This is a genomic window from Sphingobium lactosutens, assembly GCF_013393185.1.
GTDB lineage: Bacteria > Pseudomonadota > Alphaproteobacteria > Sphingomonadales > Sphingomonadaceae > Sphingobium > Sphingobium lactosutens_A.
Window position 1 is genome coordinate 12,317 of record NZ_QJQX01000040.1, and the last position, 13,939, is coordinate 26,255.

Consider the following 13,939-nt stretch of genomic DNA (forward strand, 5'->3'; position numbering starts at 1 on the left):
TCCTCAATTTTCCGGAACCATCGGGGCAGCATTCACGGGCGCGGTGTCACTTCCACCTATCCGCTTGGCGGGCGTCGGCGGCTTCTCTCCGCCCAGTTGCGCGATGACGTCGCGCGCATTACCGAAGTTCGTGACCCGACCGTCCATCATCACCAGGATCTTGTCGGCCAGACGGAGCAGGTTGGCGCGGTGGGACACGACGATCGTGGTGATGCCCTGCGCCTTCAGCTTGCCCAATGTAGACGCCAGCGCGGCATCCCCCTTGGTATCCAGGCTGGAATTGGGTTCGTCGAGCACGACGAGCTTGGGCATGCCGAACAGGGCGCGGGCGAGGCCGATGCGCTGGCGCTGTCCGCCGGACAGTTGCAAGGCCTGGTCGCCAAGCATGCAATCATATCCATTTTCCAGTTGAAGGATCATTTCGTGGCAGTCGGCCAGCTTCGCGGCGGCGACCACCTGATCATCCGACGCATCCATCCGAAAACGCGCGATATTCTGGCGCACCGTGCCGGGAAGAAGTTCGATGTCCTGCGGCAGATAGCCGACATGCTGGCCAAAGTCCGAACGCTTCCATTCGAATGTGTCGGCGCCATCGAGCCGGACATGACCGCTGCTGGGCTTGAGCACGCCCACGATCATGCGGGACAACGTGGTCTTGCCGGACGCCGATGGCCCTACCACCGCCAGCAATGTGCCGGGGGCGATCTGGAAATCCACCCCGCGCAGGATCGCGCCCTTCATGCCCGGCGGTACGAAGGTCAGCCGCGACACGGAGATCGCGCCGGTCGGCCGCGGCAAGGTCATCTCCGACGGCCGGACGCGCGGAATGTCGCACAGTTGCGAAATGCGGGTGAAGCTGTGGCGTGCCAGCACGAGTTGCTTCCAATAGCTCATGGAAGCCTCGATCGGGGCCAGCAGGCGCGCGACGATGATCGATCCGGCGATCATCGCGCCGCCGGTCAGTTGCAGGTCGAGGATCAGGAGCGCGCCACAGCCAAGCAGCAGCACCTGTATGCCGTTCCGCACGAACTTGGTGACGGCCACGAACTTGATCGACCGTTGCTGCGTCTCGTCGACCGCGTCCGTCTCGTCCATCATGCCGGTAGACCAATGGGCGATCGTCCGGTCGGCCATGCCCATCGCATCGATCACCTCGCTGTTGCGGACGAGGCTTTCGGCATAGGCCAGGTTGGCGCTCGCCAGCGATTGGGTATGGCGGATGGACGAACGGGTCGCGCGCTCGTTGAAATAGGTAAGGCCGAACAAGGTCACTGCGCCGATCGTCGCGATCACGCCGAACCATGGATGCAGCAGGAAGATGACGGCCAGATATAAAGGCACCCACAGCATGTCGACGACATTGAATAATGTCGGCGTGGACAGGAAATTCTTGACCTGGTTCAGTTCGCGCAAGGCCTCCAGCCGCATATGGGGCATGGTCAGCCTCAGTTCGAGCGATCGCGCCAGCAGGATGGGACTCATCGTCTGGGCGAACCATGTGCCGATCCGATTGGCGACCTGCTGCCGTACCGCTTCCAGACAGGCGCTGAGGATGATCGCGAACATGACCGCCAAAGTCAGGAAATAGAGCGTGTCCTTGCTCTGACTGCCCAGAACCCGGTCATAGACCTGCATCATGTACAGCGAAATAGACAATGCCATCAGGTTGATGATGCCGCTGAATATGACCAGCCTGACGGCCAGGCCGCGGTGCGGCTTCAGTATAGCTGTCAAAGCCGAAGCCTGTTGAAATCGCTGGAGGTTCCAACCTTTGCCTGACGCCATGATATGCTCCTATCGTGCGGACGCGGAAGGACGCTGCCGGATCGGCGGCACCAGCCTCGAAATCAGCCCCGCCAGATCCATCTGGCGATGCACTCCGAGCTTGGCCCGAACCCTTTTCAGGTAGGTCCGCGCGGTTTCGTCGGACACGCCGGTGTCCGTCGCGGCTTCGCTCAGGCTGTTGGCGCGCAGGAAGCTGTTCAGGAAGCGCTGTTCCGAAGGCAGCAGGCCCAACGCGCTGAGAAGTTCGGCGGACGCATCGGTGCGCGCGGGCGCATGGATCAGCACCATGGCGCAACGGGAAGTTTCATCGCGAAAGCGCGAAACGGCCGGGACGATGAACGCGAGGCGCCATTCGCCATCTTCATTGTCGAGGCGCAGGACCGCATCCGTCGGAACAATCTCCCCGATCGTCGCCACACCCCGCACCGCGTTCCTGAACGGTTTGCTGTGCGCGGGATTGGTGCAGCCGATCGTCCCATCGCTTCCCTGGACCAGCCATTTGCGCTCATCGAGCATTTTGCGCGCGGCATCGTTGCAAAAGATCGGGCGCCCGTTCGCATCGACCAGCATCGTCGCCATGCTGACCTTGTCGAACATCGCTTCGAGTTGGGCGGCGCGGCGCTCTTCATGCCGTGCCGCGACGAAGGCGCCGGCGGATTGCATGAACAGAGGCAGCACCCGACTGATCGATTGCCGACATTCCGGGCTGAATGCGCCATCCGCGGGGCTGCGGAAGAGGAGCGCCTGCATCCGGGCGTCGGGTTCGACATGACGCGCCACCGCCATATGGTCGAACCGATCGAGCAATCGCGCCATTTCATCATGGCACGGCGCCCGGCCGGCCACTATTCTGGTGACAGGCGCCTGTTCCGAAACACGCGATTGCCAGAAGCTGATGGTCGCCTCCCGCTCCCACAGATGTTCGGCATAAGCAATCAGGGACTGAGCTTGCTGGCGATCAGTCCTTACGGCTTCAAAGCCGACGATGAAGGCCTGCCGCCCCACAACGCCGGAATCGCGAGCGTAGGAGATGATGGCGCCCGTGACCCCTTGGGTTTTCAGGAAGGCCCGCCAGCCAAGATCAGCGTCGAAAAACAAACCCGGCAGAATCACGGGATTGGCCGGGACGTTTATAAGCTGCTGAGGATCCAGGTGAATGCCAGCCGGTCTGCTAGACCGATCCGATAACGAATCTGAAATGGTCACGGCATCTTTCTCCAAACATCATATTATTGTGCGCACCGGAAGAACAACTGGTCCCGTGACGGGAGCATGATCATCCAAATTGCTGTTTTTCATAATGTTAAGCGAATTATGTTGCGGCGCAATAAAGTCTGTGTTCTGTTCTTCCAACACGCCGTAACGCCAGCGACCTAAACTGATTCCTCTCCATCGTTAATTGGCACGTGTAAGTAATAATTTACGATGGCGATCCGTCCATTACTCAGAAAGATATCCCCATTTGGGTATGTTCACTTTGTAAATTCCGGCGGTATCCCTCTCTCTTAGGACATGTCGTCCGAAAAATTGGGGGAGGAAACCATGCGGACGGGGGCGAAGTCATCAGGCGCGATTCGGTATCTGTTAGCCGCCATGGCGATCGGTTCTTCATCGATCGGACTGACGGCCTATGCCCAGACGATGGATATGGCGGCGCTCGCGTCGCGGGTCGTTGAAACCAATCCCGAAATCGAAGCGCAGCGCGGCGCCGTCCGCGTGCTGGAAGCGCGCGTCAAAGCCGCGCGCAGCGGCTATTTTCCGAGTGTCGAGGCCAATGGCCTCTACCAGCACCGGCGACTGAATATCCATGGCGGACCGGGGGACGATAATTTCAATGCTGCCCAAGGCAGTGTCGAGGCCCGCCTGCGCGTCTATGACGGCTTGCGAACGATGAACTCCGTCCAGGTCGCACGCCAGGAACTGGAGGCCGGCCAGGCCAATCTCGACGGCACGATCAGCGACGTCCTGCTCCAGTTGTTGCAGACCTCCGCCGATGTCCGGCGCGACCGGCAGATTCGCCATTATGCACAGCTTCAGAACGACGCGATCGCTCAGCAATTGTCGGGCACGAGCCGGCGCCTCCAATTTGGCGAGGCGACTCGCACGGATGAAAGCCAGGCCAAGGCCCGACTCGCCACATCACGCACCGGAATCCTTTCGGCAGACGAGGACCTGCAGGTCAGCACCAGCGCCTTCGAGGCGGTCAGCGGCCAGCCGGCAAGCGAGGTTCCCGAATTGCCGTCGCTCGCCCCCCTGCCCCCCACATTGGAGGATGCGGTCGACACGGCCCTGCAACATAATCAGGCGTTGATTTCAGCCAAGAATTCGGCCGAGGCGGCTGAGCAAGGCATTGATTTTGCCAAGGGCGCACTGGCGCCGCAGGTCGATGCCATTGCCGGCTATGAATATCTTGCCGGGGGCGTCACCAACCTGATTACGGGCCGATTGCCCGACGATCGTTCGGCAACCTATGCAGGCGTATCCTTGCGCGTGCCGATCTTCCAGCGCGGCAGCGAATATGCCGAGATCGGACGATCCAAGGCTCTGTATGGCCAGAGAATGGCGCAGGTCGCCTTCGCGCAGCGCAGGGTGGTCGACGATGTCACATCGGCATGGGCACGGTGGAAGGCGGCCGCGGCCACGATCGACGCGGCGCGAGAGGCTGTGCTGGCGAACGAGCAGGCCGCCGACGGAGTCGCCAAGGAAGCAATTGGCGGGTCACGGACCACGCTGGACGTCCTCGATGCGCAAAACGAGCTGCTGAATGCACGCGTGTCGCTGGAGCGGGCCATGCGGAACGAATTCGTCGCCCGCGCAACCGTTCTTGCGGCTATCGGCCAAATGGGTATGCCGGCCATTGGCCCCCGTGGCCAGAGTGGGAATTGAACGTGCCCATGTCCCCCGCTGAGGACGCCATTTCGATTTTGTCCGGTCGGTGTCCCCCGGCAGGGATATAGGGGGCCATCATCCTTCCATAGCCTCACATGCATGACGGCAGTTCGCAGTCATTCCGGGGGGAGAGGCAGCCTTGGGGCATCCTGTCATCCGGATAATTAGCAGAGGATGAAAAAATGGTAGCTCCAACTGGACCCAAAGCCGCGACCAATCGCGCGCAGGTTCTCGGAACCAACGCAGTCGACACCATCGACCTGATGACGGTCACGTCCACCGCGACCCTTCCCTACAATGCGCGCGCAAGCGGCGGGAACGACCGAGTCTTTGGCAACAATCTCGACAACGACCTGTATGGCGATGCCGGAAACGACGCCCTCGTTGGCCGCAAGGGCAATGATCGCATCGAAGGCGGCACCGGAAATGACGTCCTTGTCGGCGACAATGCCAATGTCGTCGTTACCGGTCCCGGCAGCGCCACCTACACTGGCCGGAATGAAGCCGGAGATGGCAACGATACGCTGCTTGGCGGCTCGGGCAACGACACGGCCTGGGGCGGTGGCGGAAATGATTTCATCCATGGCGGCTCGGGCAATGATACGCTGAATGGCCAGAATGGCGACGACAAGGTCGTGGGCGGCAGCGGCGATGACCGGATCACCGGCGGCGACGGCAATGACGATCTGTTCGGCCAATCCAACAATGACACGATCAGCGGCGGCGCGGGCAGTGATTATGTCGAAGGCGGCGGCGGCATGGATCTCGTAAACGGCGACGATGGCGACGACATTCTCTTCGGCGACAATGGCCACAGCCTGGGCAAGACCACCTCGGTCAATATGGGAACCGGAAACGGCACGAACACGGTTGGCGGCCGCGAAAGCAATCCCGACTATGCCTATAACGTCCATGGCGCATATGACACCGAACAGGGTGATGCAGACACCATCAATGGCGGCTCGGGCAACGACCAGGCCTATGGCCAGGGTGGCGACGACGTCATCAACGGCCAATCCGGGGACGACCTGCTGTTCGGCGATGCCGGCGACGACCTCATCAACGGCGGCATTGGCGACGACCAGCTCGACGGCGGCGAAGGCGACGACGCCCTCAATGGCGACGATGGCGAGGATGAAATCGACGGCGATGCCGGCGAGGACGTGATCCGCGGCGGCGCCGGCAATGACTTCGTCCAGGGCGGCGCGGACAATGACGATATCGGCGGCGGCCTGGGCAATGACGTGCTGAACGGCAATGACGGCAACGACCTTGTCAACGGCGATGATGGCAATGACACCATCTGGGGCCAGACAGGTGATGACAACCTGAACGGCGGTGCGGGCGACGACGTCATCCGCGGCAATGGCGACACCTTCACCGACCCCGTCGATCCGGACGACATCTTTACCGACAATGATGTCATCAGCGGTGGCGACGGCAACGACACGGTTAACGGCGATGAAGGCGACGACGTCATCAACGGCGATGCCGGAAACGACACCCTGTCGGGCGACGACGGCAATGACGTGGTGTCCGGCGGGCTTGGAAACGACTCCGTTTATGGCAATGACGGCAACGACGTCCTCTATGGCAATGACGGTGACGACTATATCCAGGGCGGCAATGGCGGCGACACCATCTATGGCGGGACCGGCAACGACTGGATCAACGGCAATAACGGCAACGACCTGATCTATGGCGAAGATGGCGCCGATAACATCGCCGGCGATCTGGGCAATGACACCATCTATGGCGGCAATGGAAATGACAGCATTTCCGGCGACGATCGTTACGATGGCATCGGCGTACCGGGCGGTGGCAACGACTCGCTCTATGGCCAGGCCGGCGACGACTTCATCCAGGGCGGCGCAGGCAATGACCGGATCGATGGCGGCACCGATAATGACACGCTGTTCGGCGATACCGGCGACGACACCATCCTCGGCGGCACCGGCAACGACTATATCGAAGGTGAATCCGGCAACGACGACATCTATGGTGGCCAGGGGGACGACACCCTCTCTGGCGGATCCGGCAAGGATGTCTTCAACTATGATGAGCGCGGCGTGAGTGCGGGCTATGGCGACGACACCATCGAATCGCCGGTCGGCGATCGGGACTTCAGCCTCGCCAACCGCGATACCCTGCGGTACGACGTCGATGCCGGGTTCGATCCCGACAGCGACCTGACGATCACCACGGGTGACTGGGACGGCGACGCAGATGCGCTCGACGTCTTGATCGTCGGCGCCAACGGTTCGGTTCTCCTCGAAGATTTCTGGGAAGGCGCGGACTCGTTCAACACCGATCTGGCTGAAAATGGCTTCTATGACAATGCAAGCGCCATGAACAGCTACAGCCAGGGCAATGCAACCTACGACATGCTTATCTTTGTCTGAGGAAATAACGATGTTCGTTGACCAATGATGTTCCAATATCGGGGAACATCACTTCAACGGACCTCTGCAAACTTGGGAGTGGATGTCCCCCGTCCACTCCCCTTCTTGCGTTTTCGGTATGTCGGACAGGGCCGGTCCCTTCCGTCGATCCTTGCAGGGTAGATCATCATGGCGCAGTCGTGGATCATGCTGGCATCAATGGCCCTTCACGCGGCAGCGGCTCCGGCGCCCCCCTCCTCATCCATCGCCCTGTCCATCCCGGTCAATTGCACGATCGGCGGTCAATGCCTGGTCCAGAAACTGTTCGATCATGATCCGACTGCGGCGCGACGGGACTATCGCTGCGGCGTGCTTACGACGGACGGCCATGACGGCATGGACTTTCGTGTCCGCACCATGGCTGACATGCGCGCCGGCGTTGCGGTGATCGCCGCTGCGGACGGCACGGTCCTGCGCGTGCGCGACGGGGAGCCGGACATCAGCGTGAAGGTCCGCAAGGATCTGAATGGGCGAGACGCCGGCAATGGAGTCGTCATCGACCATGGCAATGGCTGGATGACGCAATATAGCCATCTGCGCCTCGGCAGCGTCGAGGTGAAACCCGGCCAGCGGGTGCAGGCCGGCGACAGGCTTGGCCTGATTGGCATGTCCGGAAATGCCGAATTCCCCCATCTTCACTTTGCCGTGCGATTGCAGGACAAGAGCGTGGACCCGTTCACCGGACCGGTCGGCTCGACGGACTGCAAAGGCAAGCAAGCGCCTGCCGGATCACTCTGGACCAGTCGCGCGGCACAGGCGCTGTCATATCAACCCACCGCGGTCATCGCGGTCGATCTTGCAGCCGCCGTTCCTCCCGCCTCCGTCGCCGATCGCTCTGCGCCCGCACGGCCGCAGCAGCGGACGGACCCGATCATAGTCTGGGCCGACATATTCGGGTCGATGGCGGGGGACATGCAGCGTTTCCGCATAATCGGTCCGGACCAGCAGAGCATATTGGATCAAAGCAAGACGCTCGACCAAGGTCATCTTTCCTGGTTCTCCTACGCTGGTCGACGCCCTCCCGAGGGTGGATGGAAACAGGGTCGCTACATCGCCACCTATGAACTGATGCGCGGCGGGCGCATCATCGACCGCGGCCGTTCCGAAATGGTGATCCGATAGGGATGCGGAATGGCGCAATCTCACTTATACGCGCTTCAGCGACTGGTCCGGTCACTTGCACATCCGGAAGTCTGCGACGTGATGGGTCAGGACTCGCTCGATTGCATCGGGATGCCGTTTGCCGCTTTGATCGAACAACGTCACCCTAAAGCCAGGCGGTATCAGTTTCCTTGCCAAAACCCATGTGCCGCAAGAAATTAGACTTGAAGGATTTTTGTAGGAAGTGGTGCGCTTACGATACTCGAATAGTGCCTTGATTTAGCTAATTTTTCGTACTTCTTAAAAGTCAAGTTGGCCGATACCCCCGCACTTACCCCCTAACCTTTTTGGCGGTTTTCGGCGCGTGTTCGAGTCACAATCGGCCGTCAAACCCAAAACTATCTACGCACCGATTCTTTGCGAACTTTTGCAAAGCAGCGTCCTCTTGGCAGGTGCTCAATGCCCTTGGCTGGCCGATACTGTACTGCCAGCTTTTGGTTCGGCACCCTCGTTTAGCCGCCGTTCGGTATGATCAATAGGACGCGGCACGCAGCAACATTGCCCGCGACGGTCAAAAATGTCCTGACCTAGCGCGTTCCGAGTGATTGATTTTCAGGCCGCTTCTCCGGGGGACGCGACGCCATCGCCGCCTTCGGAGTTAGCTGGCACCCTTGGAATATAGGATTTGACGCGCATGGCGTTCAGGCGGCTTCCTGCACCGATCACTTTGAGAGCGGCGATAGTCTTTTCGCCGACCGTCCGATAGGCAGCGTCGCCATCGACGATTCGACCGAAGCGTAGCGTCGCTTTCAGTACACGCTGCAGTTCGGACCCGCTCAGCCCACGTAGCAGGTCTTCGTAATCCTGCTCGGACAAGGACGCGAGAAACTCGATATCTTCAGGGTTCCAGCTACTATCGCGCTCGATCTTGAGCAATAGTTCCTTTGGATCTCGCTCAGGCTTCATCTCTCTTAGTTTTGTTTCGAACGCCGCTGCCAGCTTCGGGTCGGGGACTTGCCGCAGACCATGCTCTTCCAGATTGAAGAATTGCCTTGTTCGTCCCGCGTTTTTCGCGACATAGTGCGCGATGAGGCGATCGGCTTCAGCATCGTCATCGAGCTCACGTAATGTGCTGATCACGTTGTCAGCTTCGTGCAAGCTCATGTTCTCCGCATTCGCATCGAGCGAGTCGATCAAAGCTTGTTTAAACGCTGCCTCATCATCGCCAAAGCCGCTGCCGAGAATCTGCCAAGGGTGGTTGATCGCTTTTTGGATATCAGTGCGGTCCTGATCGGCGGCAAGCTTCTTAGCCTCGTCCAGCAAACGCGCGTTGTCGAATCCGCCCGACTGAAGACCGGCGAGCAGGATCTCGTCATATGTGTCGTAATGCGTAAAGCCGTAGGCATCGAGGATGGTGTTCCAGCGCACCTCGTCTTCAGTAGGATCTTCCTTTCGCAGATACGCCGCGAAACCACTGTGGCGTTTGATATGCTCGAGATCAGGCGCGAGTTTCGGTTCGAAAACGGCCCATCCAAGCAACGCCATCGCTGAGACTGTCTCAGCCAAAACAGCGGGATGCAGCGGTTTTACGATCGGCTCGACGAACAACAGAAAGCGTCTGATTCGATTGATCACCCGAATATTCGTGATGCCAAGTTTAATAGTTCGGTCGGCCAGAAGCTTCTCGGTCGGGTGCGCCTGATCAAGCGCGGCGGCGGCAGATTCTGCCGGTGTCGGGCTATAGCGCACCGCCTGGTCAACGACCTTCTCCAGATGCGTTCGAAACGCTTCCCGTTCGTCGCCCAGCCCCTCCTCATTAAGGAGAAGCAGAACTTTGCAGTTTTTCTCCTCCCGCAGCGACGAGACGAGGCCCAAGATGTCCGAAACTGCAAGCCCGTCACCAGCACGCTCAATGTCGTCGATGCATATAATCTGATTCTTGATGAGCAGCGAAGCGCCAGGAACGATCAGGTCCGACGCCTTGTCGATCCAAGGAAGCGCAGATACGATCGTCTTCAGGACGTTCACGCCTTTACGGCTGCTTTGCTCGGCAAGTGTCTTGATCCCTGCGCTCGATGACAGAAGCTCCTGAAAGGACTCCAGAGTCGGTTCCAATGTCGGCGCGTCGAGTCGCACTGTCGACTGGAAGATTGCGGCCTTAATGATGTAATCCTGCTCAGACGCTCCGAACTCATGGCAAGGCTACAGGAAAATACTGAGATCGACAGTGAGGCGGTAGAACAATTGATCGACCGCCTCATCTTGCCTTGCCGAGCTTGCTGGACGGATCTTCCGCTGGGGTCCCACTCCAATGATTTCGATCTTGGTCGTTTTGATCGGCCGCTAGGCGCGACCAAGATGGACGTTCTTGTTCTGACTTATGAAAGCATCGGTCAGATCAAAGGCGCAGTTTGTGCGACCTATAAGGCACCGGTGATGCTGCGGAGCGACTATGCTGACCTTCAAGCCGAAGCGCAGCGCCAACGCGGCCGGATCAAAGTCCTGCCGAAGGGGCGTACAAAAAAGAAGAAATGAAGGATTTAAACTGCCTAAATTTGAGCAACGTCGCGGAGTTCGGTCAATGCACCGATGGCGAATAGACTAATCGGCGCACTTCCCTCATTGACCAAACGCCGGGCGCAGTATCTTCCGCTCGTCCTTCAGCCGATCGAGATAATCACTCCACCATTGCGCCATTTCGACACGTTCATTCCAGAAGGCCCCGCGAGCATAAGCCGCCCGAACGGAATCACGGTCCTTGTGCGCCAGTGCTCGCTCAATCGCGTCCGGATGCCACTTCCCGCACTCATTCAGGAGAGTGGACGCCATGGAACGGAAGCCGTGCGCCGTCATCTCGTCGCCTGAATAACCCAGCCGTCGCAGGCCCGCATTCACGGTATTTTCTGACATTGGATTTGCTGCGCTTCTGATCGAAGGAAAAACATACATTCCCCTCCCGGTCAGATTTCTGATCTCCGCCAGAATAGCCAAAGCCTGCCGCGACAGAGGCACCTGATGTTCGACCCGTCCCTTCATCTTTGCGGGCGGAATGCGCCATACGGACTTCACCGCGTCGATCTCTGCCCATTCCGCTTTTCGGAGCTCACCAGGCCGAACGAATAGGTGCGCGGACAACTGCAGGGCCCAGCGCGTCAGTGGCTGCCCCTCATATCCATCTATTGCGCGCAGCATCTCGCCCGCCCGTTCGGGATCGAGAATGGCCGCGTGATGTTTGACCTTGGGTATGGTCAGCGCGCCACGAAGATCGCGCGTGGGATCACCGGGCGCCAATTGAGATGCCACTGCGTAACGAAATACTTGGCCGATGAAATTCAGCGCGCGTTTCGCGCTCTCATGCCGCCCCTTCTTCTCGATAGGCCGCAGGGCCAGCAGCACTTCCATCGGCTGGATTTCGGAGACGGGCCGCTTCCCCAGAACAGGAAAGACGAGCTTGATGAACCAGCGCCTCTTTTTGATCGTCGCTTCCGCGAGCCCCTCGCGCTCCTGCTTTTCCAGAAGCATTTCGGCCACCTTGGAAAAGCTGTTCTCCGCGCTGATCCTAGCGGCTGCCTTCGCCTTTTGTTTTTCAAGAGCAGGGTCCAATCCTGCAGCATGCACCTCCCGCGCCTCGTCCCGCAATATACGGGCTCTCTTGAGGGACACATCCGGATAAGCGCCAAGGGAGAGTAGCTTTTCGACCTTCTTGAACCGTCCCTGAGCATCAAGCCCATCGATCCGAAATTTCAATCTCCATAGCCGGCTGCCATTCGGGCTAATCAGGAGGAAAAGGCCGCGCTCGTCAGCGACCTTGTATGGCTTGTCCTGAGGCTTCAGCCCCCTGATTCTCGTGTCTGAAAGCGCCATCCGTCGACCATCCCATCTGCCTCGTCCGCTTCCTGGGGGTATCGCGTTTCACGCTTTAGCCTCATACCCCTTCCCGATACCCCCAATGGGGAACGGACAGGCATGGACGGCGACAAACGCACCTGACCAGAAAGAGCGAATTTTTAGCAGATTTCCGCCGTTTTTTCAACCTGAAGTGGATACTGGCGGAGGGGGTAATGGTGCCGCTTACGTGACTCGAACACGTGACCCCATCATTACGAATGATGTGCTCTACCAACTGAGCTAAAGCGGCGTCGGGGCGGGCAGATAACAGCGGTTGGCACGCAGGACAAGCCGTCAATTGCCGACTGTGGCGTCTTTTTGCCGATGGCGGCCTTTTTGGCGATACACGCCCCGCATTTACGACCTCTTTACCATCCCGTGCCAGTGTCGAATCCGCAAAATGGCATTTCACCTGTGTGGGAACCGACCGGATGGACACTCTGCGGGGGCATGACGTCGCCAGCGACCGCGATGATTTCGACGATGGCGGCGATGCGGCGATCGAAACGCCGCCCGCCGTCGGCTCCGACGAACGGCGCATGCAGGTGCGCGCCTATAATTATTGGGCGTCGCTGCTGGGCGACCGTGCCCTGCCGTCGATCGAAGATCTGGCGCCCGAGCAACTGGAGGATTTCGGCCCCTATAGCGTGCTGCTCGACTTCAGCACCGGCCTCGACAATCCCGCCATCGTCTATCTCGGCTCGGCCCTTCGCCAGGAATGCGAGATCGAGGGCCAGATCGACTATATCAATGACGTCCCGGCCCGTTCGCTGCTGTCGCGCCTGACCGACCATTATCTCCAGATCATCGCCAATGCCGCGCCGATCGGGTTCGAGGCGGAGTTCGTCAACCAGCGCAACGCGGAAATCCTTTATCGCGGCATATTGATGCCCTTCTCCTCCGATGGCGATACGATCGACTTCGTGTTCGGCGTCATCAACTGGAAGGAAGTGCCGGGGCAGGCGCTGCTCCAGTCGCTGGAACAGGAAGTTGGCGAAGCGCTGCGCACCGCACCGGAACCGCGCCCGGTGGCGCCGGTATGGGCAGACGGACCCGCCGGAGCGCCGACGCTCCTCACCGATTCGGATGATGAGGACGACACGCTCGACCTTGCCGGCATGGAATGCCCGGGCGATGACGCTTCGCTCGCCGACTGGCTTGCCCTCGCCCGCGACGGCGCCGCTCGGGTCCGCATCAGCGAGGCGCGCAGCCATGCCGCCCTCTACCGCGCCGTCAGCCTCGCCTACGACTTCTCTCTGGTCGCGCGCGTCCGGCCCGACGACTATGCCGAACTGCTGGCCGACTATGGCATCAAGGCGCAGGCGCGCAGCCCCATGACTGCGATCATCAAGCTGGTCTTCGGCGCAACCTACGACAAGACGCGCATCACCGAATATGCCACTGCACTGGAACATGCGCTGGCGGCGGAGTTGGGCGTCGGCAAGCTTGCCGAATATCTCGCCACCTATGTCGGCGGCCTCAAGGCGGTCGTCCGTGACGAACGCGCGCAGCGCCGGTCCGCCCAGCCGGCGCGCCCCGACAAGCGGCAGGTGGCACGCGACGCGATGAAGGCCGCGCCCGCCATCGATCCGGTCGCCATCTCGACCGACGCCGACGGCTTTGCCGTTGTGGTCGCCCGGCGCGAAGCGGACGGCTCGCTGTCGCTGGTCGGCGCCCTGCCGGAAGATTCGGACCTCGGCCAGCGGGTTATCGCCGCCGCGGCGCATTGACGCCCTGCGCGGCATCTCCCACTGTCGGACGGCGACCATTCGCCGCGAAATGCTTTCCCGCCGGCTGGATAGTCGCTCGACAGCCCGCCACGACTGACTCATAGT

General features: G+C 60.2%; 9 protein-coding genes and 1 tRNA gene. 5 read left to right on the top strand and 5 right to left on the bottom strand.

Going from position 1 to position 13,939, the window contains the following annotated elements; all coding sequences use genetic code 11:
• Positions 1 to 3 precede the first annotated feature (3 nt).
• Positions 4 to 1,734 carry a type I secretion system permease/ATPase gene (locus DM806_RS10030; RefSeq protein WP_179043091.1) on the bottom strand — a complete coding sequence of 577 codons (1,731 nt, stop codon included), beginning with the start codon at positions 1,732 to 1,734 and terminating at the stop codon, positions 4 to 6.
• 60 nt (positions 1,735 to 1,794) lie between these two features.
• On the bottom strand, positions 1,795 to 2,898 hold the full coding sequence (locus tag DM806_RS10035; RefSeq protein WP_179043092.1) for a helix-turn-helix transcriptional regulator: 1,104 nt from the start codon (positions 2,896 to 2,898) through the stop codon (positions 1,795 to 1,797).
• A gap of 429 nt (positions 2,899 to 3,327) precedes the next feature.
• Between DM806_RS10035 and DM806_RS10040 the strand changes: the two genes are divergently transcribed.
• The 3 genes from DM806_RS10040 (at position 3,328) to DM806_RS10050 (ending at position 8,237) form a co-directional block, all read left to right on the top strand.
• The gene (locus DM806_RS10040; RefSeq protein ID WP_179043093.1) at positions 3,328 to 4,671 is read left to right on the top strand and encodes a TolC family protein; all 1,344 of its coding nucleotides are present in this window, start codon (positions 3,328 to 3,330) and stop codon (positions 4,669 to 4,671) included.
• A 185-nt stretch (positions 4,672 to 4,856) separates the two neighbouring features.
• A complete protein-coding gene (locus DM806_RS10045) occupies positions 4,857 to 7,076 on the top strand; it encodes a calcium-binding protein (protein WP_179043094.1) in 2,220 nt (739 codons plus the stop codon).
• 168 nt (positions 7,077 to 7,244) lie between these two features.
• Positions 7,245 to 8,237 (top strand): M23 family metallopeptidase, encoded by a 993-nt coding sequence (locus DM806_RS10050; protein ID WP_218647447.1) that lies wholly within the window; start codon positions 7,245 to 7,247, stop codon positions 8,235 to 8,237.
• Positions 8,238 to 8,828: 591 nt separating this feature from the next.
• Here DM806_RS10050 and DM806_RS10055 read toward each other — a convergent pair.
• Positions 8,829 to 10,331 carry a hypothetical protein gene (locus DM806_RS10055; protein ID WP_179043096.1) on the bottom strand — a complete coding sequence of 501 codons (1,503 nt, stop codon included), beginning with the start codon at positions 10,329 to 10,331 and terminating at the stop codon, positions 8,829 to 8,831.
• A 78-nt stretch (positions 10,332 to 10,409) separates the two neighbouring features.
• On the opposite strand from DM806_RS10055, the gene DM806_RS10060 reads away from it, so the two are divergent.
• On the top strand, positions 10,410 to 10,751 hold the full coding sequence (locus tag DM806_RS10060; protein ID WP_179043097.1) for a hypothetical protein: 342 nt from the start codon (positions 10,410 to 10,412) through the stop codon (positions 10,749 to 10,751).
• An 84-nt stretch (positions 10,752 to 10,835) separates the two neighbouring features.
• Here DM806_RS10060 and DM806_RS10065 read toward each other — a convergent pair whose 3' ends face one another.
• Together DM806_RS10065 and DM806_RS10070 are read right to left on the bottom strand one after the other, a co-directional pair.
• The gene (locus tag DM806_RS10065) at positions 10,836 to 12,080 is read right to left on the bottom strand and encodes a tyrosine-type recombinase/integrase (protein WP_179043098.1); all 1,245 of its coding nucleotides are present in this window, start codon (positions 12,078 to 12,080) and stop codon (positions 10,836 to 10,838) included.
• Between the two features lie 198 nt (positions 12,081 to 12,278).
• Positions 12,279 to 12,354, bottom strand: a tRNA-Thr gene (locus DM806_RS10070).
• A 181-nt stretch (positions 12,355 to 12,535) separates the two neighbouring features.
• On the opposite strand from DM806_RS10070, the gene DM806_RS10075 reads away from it, so the two are divergent.
• Positions 12,536 to 13,834: a PAS domain-containing protein gene (locus tag DM806_RS10075; protein ID WP_179043099.1), complete on the top strand. Its 1,299-nt coding sequence runs from the start codon at positions 12,536 to 12,538 to the stop codon at positions 13,832 to 13,834.
• Positions 13,835 to 13,939 lie beyond the last annotated feature (105 nt).